Below are 24,580 nucleotides of genomic sequence, written 5' to 3' on the forward strand. Positions count from 1 at the left end.
CGTCGGTAGTGTGGGATGACCGTACGACCGGAGGGAGCGCGACCGTGGACGAGACACGTCGCACCGAGAAGGCGACCGCCGTGGCGGCCTGGGAAGCGCTCTTCCGCGCCCAGGTCACCGTGATGCGAGCGCTCAATGCCGACTTCCCCGCCGACGAGATCTCCTTCAACGAGTACGACGTCTGCTTCAACCTGTCGACGCAGCCCGGTCGCCGCTGCCGGATGCGCGAGCTGACCGGCCACCTGCTCCTCACACAGCCGAGCGTCAGCCGCCTCGTCGACCGCCTCACCGCGCGCGGCATCGTCGAGAAGCAGCCCGACCCGACCGACGCCCGCGGGGTCATCGTCGCCCTCACCGCGCACGGCTTCGACGTCTACCGGTCCGTCGCGGTGCAGCACGCGCAGACCATCGCGGACCAGGTCGGTGCCGGGCTGGACGACGCCGAGCTCCGGACCCTCACCGAGCTCTGCACGAAGCTCCGCACGGCGGCTGCGGCGACGTCCCCACGTCGGACCGAGCCGCGCTCGGCCGTCACGCCGGATCCGGCCACGGTGTGACCGGCGCGCTGGTCTGGCTCCGCGAAGACCTGCGGCTCGCCGACAACCCCGCGCTGCGAGCCGGGATCGACCACGGCGGCGACCTGACCGTGGTCGTCGTGCTCGACGAGGAGAGCCCCGGCATCCGGCCGCTCGGCGCAGCCAGTCGCTGGTGGCTGCACCACTCGCTCGGCGCGCTCGGCGACGAGCTGCGCGACCGTGGTTCCCGCCTGGTCCTCCGCCGTGGTCCCGCAGCCGACGTCGTCCACCGGCTCGTCGCCGAGACCGGTGCGGACGGGGTGTTCTGGAACCGGCGCTACGGCCCGGTGGAGCGCGACCTCGACGCCGGCATCAAGAGCGCACTCACCGACGCCGGCACCGAGGCGCACAGCTTCGCGGCGAACCTGCTCTGGGAGCCGTGGACGGTGCTGACCGGACAGGGCGAACCGTTCAAGGTCTTCACGCCGTTCTGGCGCGCGGCACAGGCGATGCCCGAACCCCGGCACCCGCTGCCGAAGCCGCGCGACCTGCCCCCGGCGTCCGACGTGGCGTCCGACGACCTCGACGACTGGGCTCTCCTGCCGACGAAGCCGGACTGGGCCGGTGGTCTGCGCGAGGCGTGGGAGCCGGGCGAGGCCGGCGCGCACCGCCGACTCGAACGCTTCGTCGAGCACGCGCTCGAGGACTACGACCAGCGCGACGAGCCGGCGATGGCCGCGACCAGCGACCTCTCGCCGCACCTCCGCTGGGGCGAGGTGAGCCCGTACCAGGTGTGGCACCGCCTGCACGGCCGACTCGAGCCCGAGCAGCGGCAGCAGGCGCCGGCGTTCCTCCGCCAGCTGGCCTGGCGCGAGTTCAACTGGAACGAGTACTTCCACTGCGACGACATCGCCACGGTCAACGTCCGACGTGAGTTCGACGCCTTCCCGTGGCGCGACGTCTCCGAGGACGAGCTCGACCGCTGGCGGACCGGCACCACCGGCTTCGACCTCGTCGACGCCGGCATGCGGGAGCTCTGGCACTCCGGCGCCATGCACAACCGCGTCCGCCTGGCCGCCGCGAGCTTCCTGGTGAAGAACCTGCTCGTCGACTGGCGGATCGGCGAGCAGTGGTTCTGGGACACCCTGGTCGACGCCGACCCGGCGAACAACGCGGCCAACTGGCAGTGGGTCGCCGGATCGGGGTTCGACGCCGCGCCGTACTTCCGGGTGTTCAACCCCGACCGGCAGCTCGAACGCTTCGACCCGCACCGTGAGTACGTCCACCGGTGGGTGCCGTCCGACGAGCTCCGACCGGAGCCGATGGTCGACCTCAAGGCGACGCGGCAGCGAGCCCTCGACGCCTACGACCGGATGCGCCGGTCGTGAGCGGAGTCGACGACCGCGTCCTCGCCGAGGTCGACGCGGTCTTCCGCGCGCGGGTCGAACGGGGCACGGCGCCGAGCAGCGTGTGGGGCGTCTTCGACCGCACGGGTCTCGTCGCCACCGGCGGACACGGCGATCGCGGTGACGGTCTCGCGCCGGACGAGCACACCGTCTACCGGATCGCGTCCTGCACGAAGAGCGTGACCGCCGCCACCCTGCTCGCTCTCGTGGCCGCCGGCCGCGTGCAGCTCGACGCTCCCGTGACGGACTTCGTTCCCGCTTTCGCCGCGGTCGAGCTGCCGACGTCGGACTCCCCCGTGCCGACCCTCCGGATGCTGCTGACGATGGCCGCCGGGTTCCCCACCGACGACCCGTGGGCCGACCGCCAGGAATCGATCTCCGACGCCGAACTCGACGCCGTGCTGCGCGCCGGGCTCCTGTTCGACTCGGTGCCGGGCACCCGGTTCGCGTACTCGAACCTCGGGTACGCGCTGCTCGGCCGCGTGATCGCCGTGGTCGCGGGCGCGCCGTACACCGAGGTCGCAGCCGCCACGGTCCTCCGCCCGCTCGGGCTCGACGACACGGTCTTCCGCGCGTCCGACTCCCGCGGGTTCGTCGTGACCGGGGTGCGTCCGCACGCGGGCGCGTGGGAACCGCTGCCGCTGAGCGGTCCGGGCGCGTTCTCGCCGATCGGCGGGCTGTTCTCGACGGTCGCCGACCTCGCTCGGTGGGGTCGGCACCTCGCCTCGGCGTTCGCCACCGAAGCGGGCGACGCCACCGGGCAAGACGGCGGCGCCCAGGACGAAGGCACCGCCCCGGACGACGACACCGCGCCGGACAGCGCCGCCGGTCAGGGCAGCTCCCCCGAACCCGGCCCGGTCTCCCCCGCCGACCGTCGCCTCATGCAGCAGGCGATGCGGGTCGTCCCCGCATCCACCCTGCCGGGCGCGGCACGAGCGACCGCGTACGGCTTCGGGCTGTTCGTCGAGCAGGACCCGGAGTTCGGCGAGCTGGTGTCGCACTCGGGCGGGTACCCGGGGTTCTCCGCGCACATGCGGTGGTCCGTGCGGGACGGCCTCGGCGTCGTGGCGTTCGAGAACGCCACGCAGGCGAAGGTCTCGGCCGCTGCCGACACCGCGCTCGACCTCGTCCTCGCCGGTTACACGAGCACCGCGGCCACCACCGGCCAGCCCGCCGCCGGCCGAGCCGCCGCCACCGGCCGGACCGCTGCCACGAGCCAGCCCGCCGCCACCGGCCGGACCGCTGCCACCGGCCAGGCCCGTGCGACCGGACGAACGGCTGCCGCGACCCGCGCCGCGCAGGCCACCGTGACGCAGCTGCTCGCCGGGTGGAGCGACGACCTCGCCGATGCGATCTGCACGCCGAACGTCGCCCAGGACGTGCCGTACGAGCGTCGACGCCGCGCGATCGCCGAGGCGGTCGCCGCCGTCGGCGCGGACCTCACCGCCGCGCCGGTCGCGGAGCAGTCCTCCGCTCCGTCGCACCTGCGGTGGTGGCTGCCCGGAACCGCCGGACGCCTCCGCGTCGAGATCCGGTTGGCCCCGCTCGCAGGCGGTCGGGTCCAGACCCTCACCGTCACGCCGGAGCCCAGCGAGCGCTGACCCGGCCGCGAGACACCGCGACCGACAGCGAGACCGCGGCCGACAGCGAGACCGCGGCCGACAGCGAGGCGGCGACCTCAGACCGGCGGCCGCCCACCCACGAAGCCGAGCGCCCGCGCGGCGACGCGGGTGCCCTCGCGCGCAGCCGCGCCGACCCGCACCGGATCGGTCGCCCAAGCCCGGAGGAACCCGGCGGCGAAGGCGTCCCCTGCTCCGAGGGTGTCCACCACGGTCGCGGGCGTGATCGGGACCCGCTGGGGACTCCGCCCCCGCCGCCCGAGGAGCACGCCGTCGTGTGCCCGCGTGACGACCACGAGCGGCACCCGTTCGGTGAGCAGGCGCACGGCATCGGCGACCGTGGCGGCGCCGGTCAGCGCGATCGCCTCGGCCTCGCTCGGGAAGAGCACGTCCACGCCCGCGAGCGCCTCGACGAACTGCTCCGGCCCCACCGCCTGGACGACCGCCGTGGCGGACGGGTCGAGCGACACCCGTGCCGTGCCGGTGCGGGCTCGAGCGACCAGGGCGGCGATGCGCTCGGCCCCGCCGCCGCCGAGCATCGCGGATCCGGTGAGGTGCACGATGTCCGCGCGGCCGACGAGCTCCGCCGGCACGTCGTCGGCGGTCAGTGCGCCGCTCGCCGCCGGGTCGGACATCGCCGTCCGGCCGACGTCGTTGCGGACCGACACCACCGCGCCCGTGGCGCTCCGGGCGTCGTAGCGGATGTGGGCACGGACCCCGGCGTCGCCCAGCGCGCGCTCGTGCCGGTACACGTCGTCGACCCCGACGCGCGCGACCAGGTCGACCTGGGCGCCGAGCCACCCGAGCCAGGTGGCGGTGTTCCCGGCGGCCCCGACCGGGCGGTGGCGGATCACGGCGGCAGGGTCGTGCGCGCAAGGGGCCGCGGCGGTGGTCTGCACGAGGACCCCGTCGAGGACGTCACCGACGACCAGGAAGCGCTTCCCCGCCCCGCGACGTCGGCCCGCGACCGTCCGTCCGGCACGGGCCTCCCCGGGGCGTGGCGGGGCGTCGAAGCGCTCGGACGGAGTGGACATCGACCTCATCCTACGTGAAGCCGAGCAAATCTCCGGTTTGGTGACGTCACTCGACCCTCTGGTTCTTCTCGGAATCGAACGGTAATATACTCTCTGATCGTATGTGAACGGTCGCGCACCCCACACGACCCCCACGGAGACACCATGCCCAGGAAGCCCGATCCGACGCTGAAGCCCGCGATCATCGCGAAAGTGACACAGCACCTCCGGGACACCAAGATCGAGGACGTCTCCGTCCGCAGCCTCGGCCGGGTGCTCGGCACCAGCGCGTACCCGATCGTGTACCACTTCGGCTCCCGCGACGCCCTGATCGACGCCGTCGTCGCACACCTCGCAGACGACTCGATGCCCCCCGCGCTCGACCCCGCAACGGACCCGCAGGGGTTGGCCGAGTACCTCGTCGCGGTGTTCGGGGGCGTCGACGACCCCGACCGAGCACTCGCCGCGCGGCTCGCCTTCGAGCTCGGCGCTGTCGAGTCCCTCGACGGCCGTGACCGTGAACACGCCTTCCACCAGGACCAGGTCCTCGCGATCGCAGCATGGGCGCGCGAGCACGGCGTCGACGCCGACCAGGCCGACCGATCGGCACGCGACGCCGTCCTGGCCGCACGCGGGGCCCAGTGGGGCGCGATCGTCGACCACGAGCACAGCGACGTGGACGCCGAGCTCCGGGCGATCGCGAGCGAGCTCGCCGACGTCGCCGACGTCGCCGTCCCCCGCCCCTGATCGGCACGGACCGACACGGACGCGCCACCGGGACCAACCCTCGATCGGCCCCGGACGGACCGCCGGAACGCACCCCCGGACAGACTGGAGGCGCGGTGCCAGCTGGCACCGCGCCTCCAGTCGGTCAGACGGTCACCGAGGCGACCCGCCGACGATCCGTCAGAGCGTGACGAAGCTCTGCGACTTCGCGTTCGCGAAGCGCGCGGCCACGTTCTCCCAGTCGACGATGTTCCACACGGCCTTGACGTAGTCCGCCTTGACGTTGAGGTAGTCGAGGTAGAACGCGTGCTCCCACATGTCGAGCATGAAGATCGGCACGACACCGAGCGGCACGTTGGCCTGCTGGTCGAACAGCTGGAACGTGGTGAGCTTCTGGCCCACGGTGTCCCAGGCGAGGACGGACCAGCCGGAGCCCTGGATGCCCGTGGCGACGGCGGTGAACTGGGCCTGGAACTTCTCGAACGAGCCGAAGAACTCGTCGATCGCGGCGGCGAGCTCGCCCTCCGGGACCTTCGTGTCCGGGCCGAGGTTGGTCCAGAAGATCGAGTGGTTGACGTGACCGCCGAGGTTGAACGCGAGGTCCTTCTCGAGCTTGTTCACGGTGGCGAGGCTGCCGGACTCGCGGGCCTCGGCGAGCTGCTCGATCGCGGTGTTCGCACCCGTCACGTAGGTCTGGTGGTGCTTGTCGTGGTGCAGCTGCATGATCTTGCCGCTGATGTGCGGCTCGAGCGCGGCGTAGTCGTACGGCAGCTCCGGCAGGGTGTACTCAGCCATGTGAGTTCCTTTCGATCAGTGGATTGCGGATGGTGCTCCGCGGCTCACGAGAGCCGGGAACGATCGGTGAGGGAGTGGAATTCCCGGTTGTGGTAGACCAGCGGTTCGCCGCGTTCGAGGCCGACGACGATGTCGAGGACCTCGGCGACGACCACGGTGGAGGAGCCGATCGGCGTCGTCGACAGCGGCCGGCAGCGCAGTGCGCTCGCGGCGCTCGGCAGGTAGCGGTCGCCGGACGGCAGGGTCCCCCAGATCGGGTCGTCGGCCGCGGGGCTGCCGGTCGAGGCGAAGCGCTTGGCGAGGGCGACCCCGAGCGAGTCGACCAGGTGCACGACGAACAGCGGGGCGCCGAGCACGACGCCGGCGGACCCGGAGTTCGTGGACAGGGAGAACACGAGCACGGGCGGGTCGATGGCCACGCTCGCGACGCTCGAGGCGGTGAGTCCGGTGGGGCCGTCCGGGCCCTCGGCGGTGATGACGGCGACGCCGGCGGGGTGTCCGCGGAAGGCGGCCTTGTACGCGTCCGCGATGGTCGCCGGTGCTTCGTCGGGCATGGGAGTCGTGGTCGTTCCTTCGGGGAGGGGAGGCCGCGGCTCCGCGACCATGTCCCAACGTAGGACCTCAACCGTGGTTGAGGTCAACGATTCTCAGGTTCGACCGATCCCGGGCGCGCCGTGTGACCTCGCGTGACGCGGCCCCGGCAGTGTCAGCGGCGCTTGAGCATGACGACCGCGCCGGCCGCCGCGACCACCATGAGGAGCGCCGCGACCCCGGCCGTCATCGTCACGCCCGAGTCGAACGCGGCCCGCGCCGACTCGAGGAGCACCTGCCCCGCGGACCCGCCGAGCTCGCTCGCCGCGGACACCGCACCACCGAGCGTCTCCTGCGCGGCCGTGTGCGCCGACGAGGACAGCCCGTCCGGCACCACGACGTGCGCCCGGTACGCGGTGGCCAGGATCGTGCCGAGGACGGCCGTGCCGAGCACCGCACCGATCTCGTACGCGGTCTCGGACATCGCCGACGCCGCTCCGGCCTTGTCCGCCGGGGCCGTCGAGATGATGAGGTCGTTCGTCACGGTCTCGGACGCGCCGATGCCGATGCCGAGCAGCACGAAGGCGAACGCGAGCGCCACGATCGAGGCGTGGTGGCCGAGCACGGCGACCATCGCGTACGCCGCTGCCGAGAAGAGCAGGGCGACCGCGACGACCCAGCGCGGTGCGACCCGGCCGACGATCGGCACGACGACGAGCCCGGCGACGATGGTGAGCACCGACCCGGGGACGAGCACGATGCCCGAGGTGAAGGGGTCGAGCCCGGCGACGAGTTGCAGGTGCTGGGCGATGAAGAACAGGAACCCGGTCAGCGAGAACATCGCCGCCATGTTCATGAGCACGCTGCCGGTGAACGCCGTGCTGCGGAAGAGCCGGAGGTCGAGCATCGGTGTGCGCGACCGGAGCTGCCGCCGCACGAACGCGATGCCGCACAGCACGCCGACGGCGAGCATCGCGATCGCGAAGCCACGCTCCTCAGGGTGCACGACGGACTTGATCGCCCACGCGATCGGGGCGAGCGCGCCGAGGGACAGGAACATGCTCGGCACGTCGACGGGGCCCGGCATCGGGTCGCGGGACTCCGGGACGCAGAACGGCACCCCGACGAGCATGAGCACGAGGATCGGGACGGCGACCAGGAACACCGCACCCCAGTGGAAGTGCGCGAGCAGGACGCCGCCGACGAGCGGGCCGAGGGCGTTGCCGGCCGCGAACATCGTGGACCAGACGGCGAGGGCCATCCGTCGCTCCCCCGCGTCGACGAAGACGTTGCGGATGATCGACAGGGTGGCCGGCATGAGCATCGCGCCGAAGACACCCATCGCGATGCGCGCGGCGACGAGCATCCAGGCGTCGGTCGCGAACGCCGCGGCGACGGAGAACAGGGCGAAGCCGCTCGCGCCGATCACGAGGATCCGGCGCCGACCGATGCGGTCGCCGATGCTGCCCATCACGACGAGCAGGCCGGCGAGGACGAGCGGGTACGCATCGACGATCCAGAGCTGCGTCGTGGCGTCGGGGTCGAGCGCGCGGCTGATCGACGGCAGCGCGAAGCTCAGCACGGTGTTGTCCACCGAGATGAGCAGGACGGGCAGCATGAGGACCGCGAGCGCGGCGAACCGGCGGGCGCGGCTGCCGGTGACGGCGGTGGTGACGGGACCGGTGAGCAGTGCGGACAAGGAGGACTCCTGGGACTTCGAGCCGGACCAGGTCGACGGCGGTGCAGACGAGACGGGACGCGGGGTCTGCACGCGTCCCGTCAGGACTCCGTTAGTGTACCGTCTGGACGGTAATGGTTGCAAATGCAACCAGATGGCGGCCTGGAGGCGCGGTGCGGGCCCGCCACGCGCCTCCAGGCCGTCAGCCGGTCACCCCCGGAGCCGGACGGACCCCGTCAGGCCGACTCGCGCAGGAGCAGGCGGTGGCGCACCGTGCGCTGCACGGCGTCACCGTGTCGCGGCAGCTCGCCGGCGAGCATGCCGAGGGCGAGGTCGAGCGCCTCGCGGGCGACGGCGTCGAGGTCGACCGCGAGCGTCGTCAGCGTCGGTGACACGAGCCCGCCGAGCGGGAGCCCGTCCACCCCGACCACCCGGACGTCACCGGGGACGTCCACGCCGGCGCGTCGGCACGCCTGCAGGACGCCGAGCGCCATCACGTCGTTGAAGGCGAGGATCGCGTCGAGCCGTCGGCGCCGCCCGAGGATCGCCGTCGTCTCCTCGGCGCCGCACTCCGCCGTGCCGTGCGGGGCGTGCACGATCTCGGGCAGGTAGCCGCGCCGCTGCAGGGCGTCCATCAGGAGCAGGCCACGAGCACTCGTGTGCTCCGGCGACGAGTTGTCGAGCACGACCGGGTGCCGCACCCCGGTCGCCACGAGGTGGTCCGCGAGGGTCTCGATCGCATCCGCCGGGTCGATCCAGACCGCGGCGGTCGGCGGGTCGGACGACGGGTCGAGCTCGACCATCGGCACGCTGCCGAGGAGCTCGCTCCACCGGTGCCGACGGGAGCCGAGGTAGCCGATGACGACGTCGGTCTGCGCACCGAGCGCCTGGACCATCCGGTCCGCGTCGCTCGCCAGGTCGACGTCGGCGAGCATGACGTTCCACCCCTGCTCGGCCGCGAGGCGGAACACCGCGGACGCGAGCTGCGGGGTGTACGGGTTCCGCAGGTCATTGACGACGAGCCCGAGCTGGTGGTCACCGCCGGTGACGAGCCCACGGCCGAACCGCGACGGCCGGTAGTCGAGCCGCTCCGCCTCGGCCAGCACGCGCTGCTTCGTCACGGCGCTGATGCCGGACATGCCGTTCATCGCGCGCGTCACCGTCTGCCGGGACACCCCGGCGGCCGCGGCGACGTCGATGATCGTCGCGCGGCCGCCGGGGTGCGGGCCGTCCGGGGGCGAGTGCGTCAGTCGCGGAGGTCCAGCCATGCCACCTGTTCCGGAGTGAGGTCGACGGAGAGGCCCGTCATGGACGACCGGGCTTCGGCGATCGTACGCGGTCCGAACAGCGGGAAGGTCGGGAACGGCTGGTTGAGGACGTAGGCCAGGGCGATCGCCGTCGCCGGGACCCCGAACCGCTCACCGAGTTCACGCGCGCGACGGAGCCGCTCGAAGTTCTCGTCGCTGTAGTAGCAACGCACGAGCTCGGCGTCGCTGGTGTCCTCCGGCGTCGCACGACCGGTGAAGAACCCGCGCGCCTGCGACGACCACGGCAGCAGCGGGACCTGCCGCTCCTCGAGCCACGCCTTCGACGCGGCATCGGTGGCGTGCTCGCAGCCGGCCCACGGCACGTCGTACGCCTCGGCCAGGCCGAAGTGGTTGCTGAGCACCTCGAACTCGTGCTTGCCGTTCGCACGGGCGTAGGCGTTCGCCTCGTCGAAGCGGGCGGGCGTCCAGTTCGACCCGCCGTACACGCGGATGCGGCCGGCGCGGCGGTGCTCGTCGAGGACGTCGACGAACTCCCCCACCGGGATGTCCGGGTTGTCGCGGTGCATCATGTAGATGTCCGCGTAGTCGGTGCCCTGGCGCTCGAGGCTCTCGAGCAGCTGCTTCGTGAGCGACTCCGGGTCGCAGAACGGGCTGTGCGCGCCCTTCGTGATGACGACCACGTCCTCGCGCACCCCGCGGTTCTGGATCCACTTGCCGAGGCGCCCCTCGAGCACGCCGCCGCCGTAGATGTAGCCCGTGTCGAAGACGTTGCCGCCCTGCTCGACGAACAGGTCGAAGATCGCGCTGGCGTGCGCGAGGTCGGGCTGGTTGTCGACGCCCATCACCAGGCGGGACAGCCGCTTGCCGACGCCCGGGATCTCGCCGTACTTCATCGGGTTGTCCGCGGCCGCGGGGGTGTGCGCCGCCACCCGGAGCGGGTGACCGCTGACCGTGGGGATGTCGGCGGTCTCCGCTTCGAACGGGAAGCGGAGACCGATGGCGGCACGCCACTTGTCGAGCGTGCGGGCGGTGGCGAGCGACTCGTCCAGCGTGTACTCGGGGACGTCGACCCGTCCGGCCGCGAGCGCCGCGGTGGTCGCGTCCGCCTCACGCGCGTAGGGGTGTTCGCCGGCGAAGGACAGCGTGCGCGGGTCCTCGTCGACGGTGCGGACCACGATCGTCGGGTCGTCGCCGAGCGTCCAGGGGTCGGAGAGCGTGATCGTCCCGCGCGTGCCGTGCACCCGGACGGCGTTGTCGTCCTGCACCCGGACACCGGTCCGGACGTCGGCGGTGATGCCGTCGCGGTACGTGAGGTGTGCGACGGTCCACTCGTCGACGCCGGTCGGCCCGAGGGTGCCGGTCGCGGTGAGCTCCGTCGGCTCGGCGACGGCCACGCCGGTCGCGGCCTGCACGATCGCGGCGGCCATCGTCACCGGGTAGCCACCGACGTCGAGGATGCCGCCGCCCGCGGTGTCGACGTCGAACAGCCGGCCGGACCGTTCACCGGCGCGGAAGGCGAACGAGGCGTCGACGTGCGTGACGTCGCCGATCGCGCCGTCGCGGACGAGCTCGAGCAGTGCCGCGGTCTGCGGGTGGAAGCGGTACATGTACGCCTCGACGAGCGGCAGCCCGGCCTGGCGAGCGGCGTCGGCGAGCGCCATCGACGTGCCGTGGTTCGGCGACAGGGGCTTCTCGCAGAGCACGGCCTTGCCCGCCTCGAGCGCGGCGAGCACGAGGGCGGCGTGCCCGGTGTGCACCGTCGAGACGTACACGGCGTGCACCCGGGGATCCGCGAGCACCTGGTCGTAGGAGCCGGCCACGACGCCCGCGAAGCCGTGCTCCGCGGCCTCGTCGGCGAACGCCTGCGCCCGCTCCGGCGAGGAGCTGCCGGCGGCCACGAGGGTCGCACCGACGCTGCTCGCGGACAGCTGGGAGAGGAAGCGGCGAGCGATCCCGCCGGGGCCGAGGACGGCCCAGCCAGGGACGTCCTGCTGCACGTCCGTGCTGCTGCTGGCGGTGGTCGCGGTCTGCGCTGACATGCGGGTACCCATTCTCGTCGTGAACCTTCACGGTCACGACGACCGTACTGCCGCGACGCCGAGCCTGCAACGGTGCAGGTGCTTGACACGGCGTGTCCGTGGGAGGAGGCTCTGCACCACTTCGTGAGCGTTCACGGTCGAACGCTCCAGGTATCCCGATCTCAACGACGAGAGCAGGTACTCCGTGACAGCAGCACCAACGATCAGTCTCAGCCGGCGGGGGTTCCTCGCCGGTGCGGGTGCCATCGGCGCCCTCGCCTCCACGGCGCTCCTCGCCGGGTGTTCCACCGGCACCGCGATCTCGAAGGACCCGGACGAACTCGTCCTCTGGTACTGGAACCGATCACTCGACCCGAAGTTCCTGCGGCAGGCGGCCGGCGGCATCAGCGGCCACGGCACCAAGCGACTCCGGCCCGACCTCATCGGCGGAGCGTCCTACGACACCAAGTTCCGGACCGCGCTCGCCGGGAACGCCTTCATCCCCGACGTCCTCATGGTCAACTCGAACTGCTGGCTGTACTTCCCCGACGAGGACCTCTTCACCGACTTCGACGACCACGGCGGCGCGGCGAAGCGGGGTGAGTACTACGACTGGAAGAGCGCGCTCGGTCGGACGCCGAGCGGCCGGCAGTGCTTCTGGCCGGTCGACACCGGACCCACCGGCTTCTTCTACCGGCAGGACGTGCTGGCGAAGGCCGGGCTGCCGACCGATCCGGACGAGGTCTCCGACGCGATCTCGACCTGGGACGGGTTCCGTTCCTTCGGCGCGAAGATCCGGAAGGGCGCGGACGCCGCCACCGTGATCACCGCCACGCAGCTCTTCAACCAGTACATCGCCGCGAGCCCGACGCGCTACTTCGACCGCGACGACCGACCGGTGTTCGAACGGGACGACAGCTCGATCCGGCAGGCGTGGGAGAACGCCGTCGCCTGTGTCCGGTCCGGGCTGACCGGCAACCTGCAGTCCGGCACCGACCAGAACGCCGGGTGGGTGTCCGGCCGGGTCGCCGGGCAGATCGAGGGCGCCTGGTGGACGCAGGTCATCCACGACACCGCCCCCGACGCCGCCGGACAGTGGCGGATCGCCCGGCAGCCGGATCGGCCCGGCAACAGCGGCGGCTCGTTCCTCGCGGTCCCGAAGACGTCGAAGGACCCCGCTGCCGCCGTCGCGTTCGCCCAGTGGATCACCTCGCCCGAGGTCCAGTCGCACACGTACAACGACATCCAGCTGTTCCCGTCGACCCCCGCGTCCTTCGCGAACGGGATCATGCGGAAGCCCGGCGACTACTTCGGCGACCAGGACCCCCTCGCGTTCTTCAACGCCTCGGCGATGGACGTCCCGGTGACGTACATCTCGAACTCCGAGCGCTTCATCGGCGCCTTCGCGACCGAGATCACCAACGTCGAGGCCGGCGGCAAGGACCCCGACCGGGCCTGGCAGGACGCCGTCGACCAGACCAACCGGGTCCTCGAGAAGCGCGGGGTCCGCGCATGAGCACCAAGCAGGCTCCCCCGACCACGAGCATCCCCGCAGTCGTCGGCACCCCCACCTCGTCCATCACCACGGCCGCCACCGGGAAGCGCTTCGGGCTCCGGCGGTTCTGGCCGCAGTACGTCGCGATCGCGCCGTTCTACGTGCTCTTCCTGGTGTTCGGGCTGTTCCCGATCGTGTTCTCGATCGTGCTGTCGTTCACCGACTGGGACGGGGTCGGGTCCCCCACGTTCGTCGGGCTCGCGCAGTACCAGTACCTCCTCGGCGACCCGCGGTTCTGGAACGCCGTCGGGAACACGTTCCTCATCTGGATCATGTCGACGATCCCGATGCTGTTCCTGGCGCTCGTCCTGGCGTTCCTGCTGCACGGCAACATCCGCGCGAAGGGGTTCTACCGCGTCGCGTTCTTCGTGCCGAACGTCACGAGCATGGTGGCGATGGCGATCGTGTTCGGCTCGGTGTTCTCCGACGGCTTCGGTCTGGTGAACGCTGCACTGCGGGCGGTCGGCGCGGATCCGGTCGGCTGGCTGTCGTCGTACTGGGGCATCAAGATCACGATCTCGGTGATGGTGATCTGGCGCTGGACCGGGTACAACGCGATCATCTACCTCGCGGGGCTGCAGTCGATCTCGACGGAGCTCTACGACGCCGCCAAGGTCGACGGCGCGAACGCGTGGCAGATCTTCTCGCGGATCACCGTGCCGCTCCTCCGCCCGGTCATCCTCTTCACCCTCATCACGTCGACGATCGGTGGGCTCGGGCTCTTCACGGAGCCGCAGATCCTGTTCAACGGGCAAGCGGTGGGCGGCCCGGACGAGGCCGGCATGACGATCGTGCTCTACCAGTACGAGCAGGCGTTCAACCAGTTCGACTTCGGGTACGGGTCGGCGATCGCCTGGGTCCTGTTCATCTTCTCGGTGGTGTTCGCCATCATCAACTGGCGCCTGCTCAGTGAACGCGACGGCCTGAAGACACCACGACGCCTCCGGGTCCCGCGCGTCGTCCGCACCGACTCGACGGGCTCCGCCGGCTCGGACGGCTCAGCCGGCTCGGTCGGCTCGGACGGCTCGGACGGCTCGGACGGCTCAGCCGGCTCGGACTCGGCCCGCACCAGCGCGAAGGGGGTCGACGCATGACCGCGACACCGACCACGACGACCACGAACACCGCCGCCGCCCTCGGACGGCCAGGGGCAGCGACCGACGACCGCGGCCACGGCTTCCGCCGGGGATGGCTCGGCACCGCCGTCACGCACCTCTGCCTCATCGTCGGGGTGCTCCTGTCGATCTTCCCCTTCTACTGGCTGCTCGTGATGTCGACCTCGACCAACGCGGAGATCTTCGGCTACCCGCCGTCGCTCTGGTTCGGGGACAACGCACTCGCCAACGTCGCCTCGGTGTTCAGCAACGTGGACATGCTGCGGGCGCTCCTCAACACCGTGCTCGTCGCCGGCAGCACGGCCGTCCTGGTCATGCTGTTCGACTCGCTCGCGGCGTTCGCGTTCGCGAAGTACGAGTTCCCGTTCAAGCGGTCGCTGTTCACCGTGATGCTCGCCACGTTCCTGGTCCCCGGCAGCCTGTCGCTCGTGCCGAGCTTCGTGCTCATGGCCCACCTCGGGTGGATCGGCGGGCTGCAGGCGCTCATCATCCCGGGAGCGGCGAACGCGTTCGGCATCTTCCTGCTCCGGCAGTTCGCGACCGGATCGATCCCGAACGAGGTGATCGACTCGGCACGGGTCGACGGCGCCGGGTTCTTCCGGACCTGGTGGTCGATCGCGGTGCCGATGCTCCGAGGCGGACTGGCGTTCCTCGGCATCTTCACCTTCATCACCGCCTGGAACGACTACGTCTGGCCGCTCATCGTGCTCATCGACCCGAAGGGACAGACGCTCCAGGTGGCCCTCGCCGGCCTGAGCTCGGTGAACGCCACCGACCTCGGCGCCGTGATGGCTGGCGCGGTGATCAGCGTCTTCCCGCTGATCGGCGTCTTCATCATCGGGTCGCGGCACTTCATCGCCAACATCGCCGCCGGTGCGCTGAAGGGATGACCGTGGACCGTGGGCGGCGGCGCGACGACCGCGTCGCCGCCCACGGCTCCGGAGCACGTCACGACTCCCTAGACTCGTGCCCATGGCAAGCGCCCGCGATCGTGTCCTGGACAGCTTCGTCGCCATCGTGTGCGAGGAAGGAGAGCGTCCGGCGACCCTCGACGCCGTGGCAGCTCGTGCCGGGGTCTCGAAGGGCGGACTGCTCTACCACTTCGGGTCGAAGGCCGCCCTGGTCGAGGGGCTCTGCGAACGCCTGTCGGACCTCTCCGCGATCGACGTCGACCGGATGCGGGACGCCGAGGACGGCGCGGCGCGGTACTTCGTGCGGAACTGCCTGTTCGTGGGCAGCGAGCTCGACCTCGCGCTCCTCGCGGCGAGCCGCCTGCAGCAGGCCGGCTACGAAGAGGCCGGCCGGACCCTCGACGAGACCGAGAACGGCTGGCTCACCACGCTCGTCGACGCCCTCGGCGACGAGCCCACCGCCCAGGCCGTGAAGCTGCTCGGCGACGGGCTGTACCACCAGGCCTCCCTCGGCGCCGCGAGCGACGTCCGGCCGAACCGCAGCACGGTCGACATGGAGGCCCTGCTCGGCGTCGTCGACCGCCTCATCGCGACCAGGCCCGGCGCGTGAACCGACACCGACCCTGCTGGGGATAGACTGGGTCCGATCCACCCGCCTGACTTCCGGAGGTACCACCGTGGGCCGCGTCATCGCCGCTGTTTTCTCGATCCTGCTGCTGCTGGTGTCGATGTACCTGTTCGGCTTCGCGTTCCAGGTGGAGTCTGGTCAGGCCTTCATCTTCATGGGCGGTCTCCTGCTCATGTCGCTCTCCTTCTTCCTGCCGATCCACGTGTTCGGCAAGCGGTAACCACACCGCACGCCGAACGGCCCCGCACCTGCAGAGGTGCGGGGCCGTTCTGCGTCCCGCGGCTGGGCAGGGTTGGGCTCGGCCCCGCCGCCCGCCGGCTGCCGCCCCCGGCCCGCCGGCCCGCCGGCCCGCCGGCCCGCCGGCCCGCCGGCCACCGCCCGGCCGGCCACCCACCGCCCGGCCGGCCGGCCCGCCGACCGCCGCACAACGAAAGTCACCCGGAACCGTGAGAAGACGCGGTTCCGGGTGACTTCGGTTGTGCGAACCGCGGGCTGACCCGAGCCGAGCCGGGCCGGGCCGCGAACGGCCGGCCGGTCCGAACCGCGAGCCGCGGGCGCGGCCGAGCCGCGGGCCGAGCCGAGCCCGGCACACGCGGCCCGGCGCACGCAGCAGGGCGGCTACGCCAGCACGCGCAACTTCCGCAGCGTGACCGCGGTGGCGACGGCGGCGTGCACGGCCTCGGCGCCCTTGTCCTCCTTCGACCCCGGCAGCCCGGCGCGGTCGAGCCCCTGCTGCTCGTCGTCCAGCGTCAGCACGCCGAACCCGACGGGCTTGCCGGTCTCGATCGCCACACGGGTCAGGCCGCTCGTGGCCGCGTCCGAGACGTACTCGAAGTGCGGGGTGCCGCCGCGGATGATCACGCCGAGCGCGACCGCCGCGTCGAACCCTGCCTCGAGCGCGGTCTTCGCGACGACGGGCAGCTCGAAGCTCCCCGGGACCGGGATGACCTCGGCCGACGCACCGAGGCGTTCGACCTCGCGCTGCGCCCCGGCGAGGAGCCCACCGGCGATGGCCTCGTGCCACTGCCCGGCGACGATCGCCACCCGGATCCCGCTGCCGTCGACGTGGTCGCGGTCCGCCGCGCCTGCTCCGCTCATCGTGTCGTTCCTTCCGTGGGCACGGCCTCGGCCGTCGCCCGGTCTGCCGCGTCGAGCCACTCGACGAGTGCGGCGATGGTGATGACGGGCACGCCGGCGCGTGCCCCGAGTGCGAGGAGTCCCGGCAGGCGCATCATGCCGCCGTCCTCGTCGACGATCTCGCAGATCGCCGCGGCGGGCCGGAGCCCGGCAGCGGTGACGAGGTCGATCGCGGCTTCGGTGTGGCCCGCGCGTTCGCGGACCCCGCCCGGTCGTGCACGCAGGGGCACGACGTGTCCGGGGCGGTGCAGGTCGTCGCGGACGGACGCCGGGTCGGCGAGGACCCGGAGCGTCCGGGACCGGTCGTGGGCGCTGATGCCGGTGGTCACCCCGACGGCGGCGTCGACGGTCACGGTGTAGGCGGTGCCGCGGACGTCCTCGTTGTGCTCCACCATCGGCGGGAGGTCGAGTGCGTCGGCGATCTCGACGCTCACCGGGGCGCAGATGAACCCGGAGGAGTGCGCCACCGTCCAGGCGATCCACTCGGGGCTCGCGAGTTCGGCGGCGAGGATGACGTCGCCCTCGTTCTCGCGGTGCTCGTCGTCCGCGACGATGACCGGCCGGCCGGCGGCGATGGCGGCGACGGCCTCGTCGACGGTGGACAGTCCGACCCCGTCGGCCAGGGCGGGTGCTTCGGCGACCATCACCGGGCCTCCAGACCGACAGGCGCAGCCGACCCGACCGGCGCAGCCGACTGCACCGCCGCGTCCAGCCGCAGCATCCGCCGGACGTGCCGCGCCAACACGTCGGTCTCGACGTTCACGCGGTCCCCCGGCACCCGCGCGCCGAGGGTGGTCGCGGCGAGCGTCTCGGGGATGAGGCTGACCTCGAACCAGGCCGCGTCCGGAGGGGTGTCCTCGGCGGAGACGGCGCTGACCGTCAGGGAGACGCCGTCGAGCGCGATCGAGCCCTTGTCGACGACGAGCGGGCTGAGGTCGGGCACGAGCGAGAACCGCACGCGGCGCCAGCCGTCACCGTCCGCCGTCTCGAGCACGGTCGCCGTGCCGTCCACGTGCCCCTGCACGATGTGTCCGCCGAGCCGGTCCCCGACCGAGGCAGCACGCTCGAGGTTGAGCCGGTCGCCGACGGCCAGGGTGCCGTGCGCGCTCATGTCGAGCGTCTGCTTCATGACGAAGGCGGTGAAGGTCTCGGGGGTCTGTTCGACCACGGTCAGGCAGACGCCGTTCGTGGCGATGGAGTCGCCGTGCTGCGCGTCGGCGACCACGAGCGGGCCGTGGACGGTGAGCGCGACGGAGTCGCCGTGCTGCTCGACGGCGGTGACGGTGCCGAGTTCCTCGATGATGCCGGTGAACACTGGTGTCCTCTCAACGGGACTCCGGGGCGTTCGACGATCGTCGGCATCGACGGACGGGTCGCGGCACCGCAGGGGTGGTCGCGTCCTGTCCGCCAGCGCGCCTCCCATCCGGACTCTCACCGTCGGTCCCGGAGTTTCACCGAGTCAACCTCTGCCGGGTTCGCACCCGTCATCAGTTCGTGGACTGTCACCACCGGTTCGGACTTGCACCGACCCCGGAGCGCTTGCGTAGTCGGAACGATACCCCAGACGGATGACGGTCGCGTTGCGCCGCCCGCGCGGACGTAACGGGGCGTCGCGGTGCCGGCTGCGGCTCGCGACGTGCGCACCGACTGCCTGGAGGCGCGGGGCGGGCCCGCACCGCGCCTCCCGTCAGCCGCGCCCCCGCGCCAGGGCGACCGCCTGTCGGAGCGACAGGTCCGGCAGGTAGGCGCGCACCACCGCGATCCCGATCGCCGGGAGCGCGACCGGGTCCGGGTAGGCGAGCACCAGCGGGTGCAGCTCGGGGCCGAACTTCAGCTTGAACTTCAGCAGCGACCGGAAGCCGTAGACGGGCTCGAGCACCCCGCCGACCAGGTCGAGGAGGTCCTGCACGCCCTCGTTCGCCGGCGCGGTGTCGGGCGCCTGCGCCAGCGGTGCGGCGGAGAGGCTGAGGCGTTCGACGCCGTCCTCGCGCATCCGTTCCGCGGCGCTCGCGACGAGGAACTCCATCACCCCGTTCGGTGCGGCGCCGGTGCGACGCATGACGTCGAGCGTCCAGCCGACGACGCGGCCCTCGCGGTGACTCGGCAGCCAGCTGGTGACGGCCAGCACGGTGCCGGCCTCGTCCTGCGCGACGAGGGTCCGGACCGCCGGGTCCCGCATCTCGTCGACCCCGCCGAGGGTGAAGCCCATCTCGGGCAGCTCGCGTTCGGCGACCCATTCCTCGGAGATCGCCTCGATCTGCCGGGTCGTCGAGCTCGGCAGCTGCTGCCACGACGACCAGGTCGCCGTGATGCCCTCACGCTTCGCCTTGTTCACCGAGGTCCGGACGTCCTGCTTCTTCTTGCCGCTCATCGTCCACGTGCGCGGGTCGAAGTCCGCGTCCTCGGCGACCGGCAGCGTGCCCCAGCCCTGCTCCGTGAGGGCGCCGGCCTCGTCGGCGCCGATCCCGTAGAACACCGCGGTCCAGCCGTTGTCGTCGCACCAGCGGGCGAACGCCGTCATCGCGTCGGCACGGGCGTCCGGCCAGCCGAAGGGCCCGCCGACCGTCACCGCGACCCGGCCGTTGCGGCGGAACGCGACCGCTGCGCGACCGTCGTCGGCGAACCAGTAGGCGTTGCCGTGCCACGTCGTCATCCAGCCGAAGGCGTCGCCGCCGCCGGCCTCGAGCAGGGCGCGGGCGCGTTCGCGGTCGTGGCGGGTGCCGTCCGGGTCGGCGTCCGGTTCGACGGCGCCGGTCGGCCGCACGGACGCCAGGGCGATGACGAACCAGAGCACCGGTCCGGCCAGGCCGAGGACGATCCGCAGCATCGGGTGCAGGGACGGCAGGCGGTCCCAGAAGGTGACCGGGGAGAGCGGACCGAGGGCGGCGACGGCGAGCCGGAGCGGGTCCTCGACGTGCTGGGGCGCGGACGCCGCGGTCACCAGCACGACCGCGACGATGACGACCAGGGCCGACCCGACCGTCACCGCGAAGCTCACCACGCGGCGGCGCGAGGCCAGCACCGTGAAGGACCGGCGGAGCACCACCAGCACGACGGCGGTCGCCAGGGGGACGACGATCGAGGCGGCGATGGACAGGTCGACGATGAACTGGTCCTCGGTGCCGTGCAGCCGTTCGACCCGGCCGGGCACGGCGCCGTAGGTGACCGCGGCGGCCACCGCGGTGACGACGTCCACCACGACCACGAGCCACACGGCGAACCGGCTGCCGCGGAACAGCCCGAGTCCCGCGACGACGAGCACGAGCAGCGGGGCCGCCGCCAGCACCACCGTCCAGGGGTCGGTCGCGCGGTAGGCCAGGAGCGCACGCAGGCACTCCCCCGCGATGCCGTCGGCGCGGCAGCCGTGCACCGGGGTCACCGGTCCGGCGCCGACCACGGCGGCGAGCGGCGCGAGGATCCCGACCCGGGCGCGGGAGACGAGGGCGATCACCGGGCCGACGGCCGACACGAGCACCACGGTGCCGAGCAGGACCCGGGTCTCACGGTGCGAGCTCCGGAGCCAGCCGTTCCGCTTCGGGGTGCGGCGGAGCAGTTCGCCGAGCAGCCAGCCGGCACCGGCGGCCAACACGGCGTAGAGGTCCGAGGCGTGCCCGGCGTACAGCAGCAGGGCGGCCACCACGGCGAGCGCGTTCACCCGGATCCGGCGTCGCCACAGGGGTCCGGCGAAGGCGCTCGCGGTGACGATCGTGCCCACGATGGCGGTCCACGGGTCGAAGCTCGTCGCCCGTCCGAGGAGCAGCGGTCCGACGTCGCGCCCGTCCGAGTCGACGAAGGCGCTCAACGCCCCGATGCCGGTGCCGACCACGGTCGTGACGACGAACGCGACCGCCGTCCGCCACGAACCCATCAGGCGCTCGGCGGCACCGACGAGGACGACGACGCCGGCGAGGGTGAGCAGGAGCGCGAGGACACCGGTCGAGGCGGCGAACACCCGGAACGGGCCGTAGGAGACCGGACCGGTGCCGTGCACCACGCGGAGGACGACGGCGGTCGCCGAGGTGGCGAGCACGAGGACGAGGATCGCGGTCGTGACCGGGTGCCGGCGGACCGTGCGCGCGACGGCGCGCCAGGCGTTCCGCTTGCGGGAGGGTTCGGGTGCCGCGGGGCGCGGGGCACGGGGCGGGGCCCCGGACCCGGACGCGTGCGGCTCGGACGCACGCTGCCCAGACGCGGGCTGCCCGGGCGCGCGCGGGTCGGGCGCGTGCGGGTCGGGCGCGGACGCGTTCGGGTCGGACCCCGTCGTCCCCGGGCCGGTCTCGGTCACAGCGATCCCTTCGTCGCCGGCAGCCCGAGGTGCGCGATGACCGCGGGGAGGCCGTGGGACAGAACGTAGCGCACCGTGTTCCAGTCGTGGGCGGACCCCGGGGACACGATGAGCGCCGTCTGCATCCCGACCCGTTCGGCGACCGCACGGAGCGCGTCCGTCGAGGCGTGGTACGGCGCGTCGTCCTGGCCGTACCCGAAGACGGTGAGGTGGTGCGGGTAGTGCCCGTGCGCCGTCATGATCGCGGCCGGTGCCGCGGCCCGGTACGCCGCCGCCGACCCGCCGAACCCGAGCGCGATGGTCTGCTGGACGCTGCCGTTCCGGGGTCCGGGCTCGCTCGAGATCGCCAGCGTGGTGCCGAACACGTCGGGGTGCGCGGCGGAGAACTGCATCGCGCAGGTCGCCCCCTCGGAGAACCCGACGACGCCCCACGCGCTCGGCGCGCTCGCGACCGGCAGGTGCTGCCGGATCCACCGCACGGTGTCGGTCATGACGTAGGTCGCACTCCGACCGAGCCGCCGGGAGTCCACGCACATCGGGTTCCGTTCGGGCGCGCCGAGCTGGTCGGGCGCCACGACGATCGGGGCGAGCCCGTCGTGCGTCTCGGCGTAGTGCTCGAGGTACTGGCCGAGGTCACCGGTCTGGAACATGTCGGCCGGCTGCCCGGGCTGGCCGGACAGCGACACGAGCACTGGCAGCTTCGGCGGGTGCGCGGTCCGGGCCGCCGGCGGGAGCCAGACCACGGCCTTCCGGGCGTGGAAGTGGGACACCGTCCCCGGGATCCGGACGCTGATCGTCTCGCCCTCGCGCGGCATCCCGGCGGGCGCGTGCCAGTCGGCGGGGTCGACCTCACCGTTCCCGACGCCGCGGTGGGGCGTGGAGATCGTCCGCGTCGGGTACGGGTTCGTCGCGACCGCCTGCTCGACGTTCTTGTAGAAGCCGAAGTCGACGTTGACGCCGAGGCCGGCGGCCAGGGCGACGCACGCGGCTGCCCCGAGCGCGACGACGCGCAACGTCCAGCCGCCCTGCACCAGCACGACCACGAGCAGCGCGATGCCGGCGCAGGCGAAGGCGATCCACATGCGGGTCACCGGCGTGAACGACACCCCGAACAGGTCGAGCACGTCGCCCGTCCACCACACCGCCACGAGCCCGGCGCCCGCGCCCACCACGAGCGCGGCGACCCGGATCACGACGGCTCGGACGGGATGTCCCCGTCGCCGGTCGCCCCGGTGCAGGAGTGGTGCGAGGACCACCCAGACGGTGAGCACGAGGGCGATGGCGTCGACGGGGACGAGGACGTCGCGCCCGGTGATCGGGATGCGCAGGAGGTCGTGGAGCACGGTCTCATCGTGGCCGTACCCCGCTGCCGGGCAGCCCCGGAGGCGCTTCTGCTGTCCACAGGTTCACCACCGACTGCTCCCAGACGGCCATCAGCGTGTGTCCAGCTCAGCTCGGCTCAGCTCAGCTCGCGGTACCGGTGGGGCGGTGCCGGTGCGGCTGGGCCGGCTGTGCGCGCGCACGGGTCGGAGGGGCACCCGGATCCGGTGCCCCTCCGACCCGCTGTGACCGCGGTGGTCAGTGCCGCTTGCGCAGCACCATCGTCCCCGCTCCGGCGAGCAGCAGGAGCAGGGCGAACCCGGCCGGCAGGACCGGCGAGCTCGCTCCCGTGTAGGCGAGCCCCGGGGCGGCCGCGCCGGCCGCGGCGCTGGCCGCCGTCTGTGCGACCGTCGAGACACCGGCGGTCATCGCGTCGGCGGTCACGGCCCGGGAGGCAGTGGTCGCCACGACCGCGGCGGCACCGGTGACCGGGGTGGTCACCGAACCGGGCGTGGTGCCGTCGCCGACACCGGTTCCGGTGCCGGGGGTGCTGGTGCCGTCACCGGGCGTGGTGCCGTCCCCGGGGTCGGTCCCGTCACCGGGGTCCGTGCCGTCACCGGGGTCGGTGCCGTCACCGGGGTCGGTGCCGTCCCCGGGGTCCGTGCCCGTGCCCGGGTCGGTCCCGGTGCCGGGCGTGGTGGTGCTGGTGCCGTCGCCGACGATGCCGATCCCGTTGCCGCCGATGGTCACCGGCAGGCTGATCACCGGGGTGAGCTGGGTGCCGGAGAGGAGTCCACCGTCACCCGAGGTCGAACCACCAGCTGCCGGGGTGGTCGACCCCGTGCCGATGCCGGTCGCCGGGGTCGTCGACCCCGTCGAGGTCCCGTCACCGACGAGGCCGATGCCGTTCCCGCCGATCGTGATCGGGACGGAGATCACCGGAGTGACCTGCGTGCCCGACGCCGTGCCGTCCGACCCCGAGGTCGAACCACCAGCAGCAGGGATGGTCGTACCGGTGCCGGTGCCGGTCGCCGGGGTCGTCGCCCCGGTCGACGCGCCGTCGCCCAGCACGCCGATGCCGTTACCGGACACCGTCACCGGAACGGAGATCACCGGAGTGACCTGCGTGCCCGACGCCGTGCCGTCCGACCCCGAGGTCGAACCACCAGCAGCCGGGGTGGTCGTGCCGGTGCCGGTGCCGGTTGCCGGGGTCGTCGACCCCGTCGAGGTCCCGTCACCGAGCAGCCCGATGCCGTTGCCGGACACCGTCACCGGGATCGACACGACCGGCGCGACCTGCGTGCCGGAGGCCGTCCCGTCCGAGCCCGACGTCGTCGGAGCCGAAGCCCCGGCAGCCGGCGCGGAGGACGCCGACGTCGCCGGAGCAGCCGCGGCCGCAGCCGGCGCGGAGGACGTGGCATCCCCACCGACGGCGATCGCGTTGCCGGTCGCCGTGACCGGAGCGGTCACATCACCGGCGACCTGCGTGCCCGAGGCCACCCCGTCCGACCCGGAGGTCGTCGGCGCAGCGGCGGTCGGAGCAGCGGCCGGGGCAGCAGCGGCAGGAGCGGCAGGAGCCGCGGAAGCCGAGGTCGACGTGGCGTCCCCACCGACGGCGATCGCGTTGCCGGACACCTGCACGGGAGCGGCGACCTGCGGCACGACCTGCGTGCCCGAGGCGACCCCGTCCGACCCGGAGGTCGAGGGTGCTGCGGCCGGGGTAGCCGGCGTGGATGCGGGAGCCGCCGGCGCCGGAGCGCTCGTGACGGCCGACGTGACCGACGACACCGCGTCGCCGAGCACGCCGAGCGCGTTGCCGGACGCCGACACGGGGACGGAGACGGACGGGGCAACCTGTGTGCCCGAAGCGGTGCCGTCCGCGCCGGAGGTCGTGGCCGCGTTCGCAGCACATGCCCCTCCGAGCGTCAGCCCGCCGACGAAGAGGGTGAACCACAGCCCTCTCGAGACGTACTTGTTCATGGTCGTTCCTCACTGATCGAGATCGTTGGCCGACCGCGATGGCGGCCGGAGGTGCGTGCCTGCCGTGGCGGACAGGCGCA

At 72.6% G+C, this 24,580-nt stretch carries 20 protein-coding genes, 1 pseudogene and 1 riboswitch; of the genes and pseudogenes, 9 read left to right on the plus strand and 12 right to left on the minus strand.

Translation table 11 applies throughout. The features are described from left to right. Positions 1 to 44 precede the first annotated feature (44 nt). The 3 genes from EDF64_RS04135 to EDF64_RS04145 are packed head-to-tail and all read left to right on the plus strand — an operon-like array spanning position 45 to position 3,522. Complete coding sequence (locus tag EDF64_RS04135; RefSeq protein WP_243736241.1) at positions 45 to 557, plus strand: MarR family winged helix-turn-helix transcriptional regulator; 513 nt, start codon at positions 45 to 47, stop codon at positions 555 to 557. Beyond that, entirely contained in the window at positions 554 to 1,903 is a 1,350-nt protein-coding gene (locus EDF64_RS04140; protein ID WP_133518803.1) for a cryptochrome/photolyase family protein, read from the plus strand. The genes EDF64_RS04135 and EDF64_RS04140 overlap by 4 nt, the downstream gene beginning before the upstream one ends. After that, a complete protein-coding gene (locus EDF64_RS04145; RefSeq protein ID WP_166645588.1) occupies positions 1,900 to 3,522 on the plus strand; it encodes a serine hydrolase domain-containing protein in 1,623 nt (540 codons plus the stop codon). The genes EDF64_RS04140 and EDF64_RS04145 overlap by 4 nt, the downstream gene beginning before the upstream one ends. A gap of 77 nt (positions 3,523 to 3,599) precedes the next feature. On the opposite strand, the gene EDF64_RS04150 is transcribed toward EDF64_RS04145, so the two are convergent. After that, positions 3,600 to 4,574 (minus strand): carbohydrate kinase family protein, encoded by a 975-nt coding sequence (locus EDF64_RS04150; protein ID WP_166645589.1) that lies wholly within the window; start codon positions 4,572 to 4,574, stop codon positions 3,600 to 3,602. Positions 4,575 to 4,766: 192 nt separating this feature from the next. Here EDF64_RS04150 and EDF64_RS04155 point away from each other — a divergent pair, with 192 nt between their 5' ends. Further along, positions 4,767 to 5,300: a hypothetical protein gene (locus EDF64_RS04155; protein WP_133518806.1), complete on the plus strand. Its 534-nt coding sequence runs from the start codon at positions 4,767 to 4,769 to the stop codon at positions 5,298 to 5,300. A gap of 159 nt (positions 5,301 to 5,459) precedes the next feature. Here EDF64_RS04155 and EDF64_RS04160 read toward each other — a convergent pair whose 3' ends face one another. The 5 genes from EDF64_RS04160 to EDF64_RS04180 all read right to left on the minus strand — a co-directional run bounded on the left by EDF64_RS04160 (position 5,460) and on the right by EDF64_RS04180 (position 11,590). Next, a complete protein-coding gene (locus EDF64_RS04160) occupies positions 5,460 to 6,074 on the minus strand; it encodes a superoxide dismutase (RefSeq protein WP_071290736.1) in 615 nt (204 codons plus the stop codon). Between the two features lie 44 nt (positions 6,075 to 6,118). After that, entirely contained in the window at positions 6,119 to 6,628 is a 510-nt protein-coding gene (locus EDF64_RS04165; protein ID WP_071290737.1) for a flavin reductase family protein, read from the minus strand. 152 nt (positions 6,629 to 6,780) lie between these two features. Next, positions 6,781 to 8,304 carry an MFS transporter gene (locus tag EDF64_RS04170; RefSeq protein ID WP_133518807.1) on the minus strand — a complete coding sequence of 508 codons (1,524 nt, stop codon included), beginning with the start codon at positions 8,302 to 8,304 and terminating at the stop codon, positions 6,781 to 6,783. Between the two features lie 215 nt (positions 8,305 to 8,519). Next, positions 8,520 to 9,551, minus strand: coding sequence for a LacI family DNA-binding transcriptional regulator (locus EDF64_RS04175; RefSeq protein ID WP_133518808.1), 1,032 nt, complete (start codon positions 9,549 to 9,551; stop codon positions 8,520 to 8,522). Continuing rightward, on the minus strand, positions 9,530 to 11,590 hold the full coding sequence (locus tag EDF64_RS04180) for an aldo/keto reductase (RefSeq protein WP_133518809.1): 2,061 nt from the start codon (positions 11,588 to 11,590) through the stop codon (positions 9,530 to 9,532). The genes EDF64_RS04175 and EDF64_RS04180 overlap by 22 nt, the downstream gene beginning before the upstream one ends. Before the next feature lie 184 nt (positions 11,591 to 11,774). On the opposite strand from EDF64_RS04180, the gene EDF64_RS04185 reads away from it, so the two are divergent. From EDF64_RS04185 to EDF64_RS18080, 5 genes are all read left to right on the plus strand, one after another. Further along, positions 11,775 to 13,085 (plus strand): extracellular solute-binding protein, encoded by a 1,311-nt coding sequence (locus EDF64_RS04185; RefSeq protein ID WP_243736242.1) that lies wholly within the window; start codon positions 11,775 to 11,777, stop codon positions 13,083 to 13,085. After that, positions 13,082 to 14,218 carry a carbohydrate ABC transporter permease gene (locus EDF64_RS04190; protein WP_208108823.1) on the plus strand — a complete coding sequence of 379 codons (1,137 nt, stop codon included), beginning with the start codon at positions 13,082 to 13,084 and terminating at the stop codon, positions 14,216 to 14,218. Before EDF64_RS04185 ends, EDF64_RS04190 begins: the two co-directional genes overlap by 4 nt. Continuing rightward, on the plus strand, positions 14,215 to 15,129 hold the full coding sequence (locus EDF64_RS04195; RefSeq protein ID WP_133518810.1) for a carbohydrate ABC transporter permease: 915 nt from the start codon (positions 14,215 to 14,217) through the stop codon (positions 15,127 to 15,129). Before EDF64_RS04190 ends, EDF64_RS04195 begins: the two co-directional genes overlap by 4 nt. An 82-nt stretch (positions 15,130 to 15,211) precedes the next feature. Then, on the plus strand, positions 15,212 to 15,760 hold the full coding sequence (locus EDF64_RS04200) for a TetR/AcrR family transcriptional regulator (protein WP_133518811.1): 549 nt from the start codon (positions 15,212 to 15,214) through the stop codon (positions 15,758 to 15,760). A 67-nt stretch (positions 15,761 to 15,827) separates the two neighbouring features. Continuing rightward, complete coding sequence (locus tag EDF64_RS18080) at positions 15,828 to 15,998, plus strand: hypothetical protein (RefSeq protein WP_166645590.1); 171 nt, start codon at positions 15,828 to 15,830, stop codon at positions 15,996 to 15,998. A 398-nt stretch (positions 15,999 to 16,396) separates the two neighbouring features. On the opposite strand, the gene ribH is transcribed toward EDF64_RS18080, so the two are convergent. The 6 genes and pseudogenes from ribH to EDF64_RS04235 all read right to left on the minus strand — a co-directional run bounded on the left by ribH (position 16,397) and on the right by EDF64_RS04235 (position 24,500). Beyond that, complete coding sequence (ribH, locus tag EDF64_RS04210; protein WP_133518813.1) at positions 16,397 to 16,876, minus strand: 6,7-dimethyl-8-ribityllumazine synthase; 480 nt, start codon at positions 16,874 to 16,876, stop codon at positions 16,397 to 16,399. 41 nt (positions 16,877 to 16,917) lie between these two features. Beyond that, positions 16,918 to 17,559, minus strand: a pseudogene (gene ribB / locus EDF64_RS04215) (3,4-dihydroxy-2-butanone-4-phosphate synthase); the annotation flags it as partial. Then, complete coding sequence (locus tag EDF64_RS04220; RefSeq protein WP_133518815.1) at positions 17,559 to 18,230, minus strand: riboflavin synthase; 672 nt, start codon at positions 18,228 to 18,230, stop codon at positions 17,559 to 17,561. The gene EDF64_RS04220 and the pseudogene ribB, both read right to left, overlap by 1 nt. Positions 18,231 to 18,322: 92 nt before the next feature. Further along, a riboswitch (FMN riboswitch) is annotated at positions 18,323 to 18,457 on the minus strand. A 145-nt stretch (positions 18,458 to 18,602) separates the two neighbouring features. Next, positions 18,603 to 21,200: a bifunctional lysylphosphatidylglycerol flippase/synthetase MprF gene (locus tag EDF64_RS04225; protein ID WP_133518816.1), complete on the minus strand. Its 2,598-nt coding sequence runs from the start codon at positions 21,198 to 21,200 to the stop codon at positions 18,603 to 18,605. Then, on the minus strand, positions 21,197 to 22,543 hold the full coding sequence (locus tag EDF64_RS04230; RefSeq protein ID WP_133518817.1) for an alpha/beta hydrolase: 1,347 nt from the start codon (positions 22,541 to 22,543) through the stop codon (positions 21,197 to 21,199). The genes EDF64_RS04225 and EDF64_RS04230 overlap by 4 nt, the downstream gene beginning before the upstream one ends. Before the next feature lie 235 nt (positions 22,544 to 22,778). Then, the gene (locus tag EDF64_RS04235; RefSeq protein ID WP_133518818.1) at positions 22,779 to 24,500 is read right to left on the minus strand and encodes a hypothetical protein; all 1,722 of its coding nucleotides are present in this window, start codon (positions 24,498 to 24,500) and stop codon (positions 22,779 to 22,781) included. Positions 24,501 to 24,580: the final 80 nt, after the last annotated feature.

Origin of the sequence: Curtobacterium flaccumfaciens, from assembly GCF_004361695.1 — a bacterium.
Lineage (GTDB): Bacteria > Actinomycetota > Actinomycetes > Actinomycetales > Microbacteriaceae > Curtobacterium > Curtobacterium flaccumfaciens_B.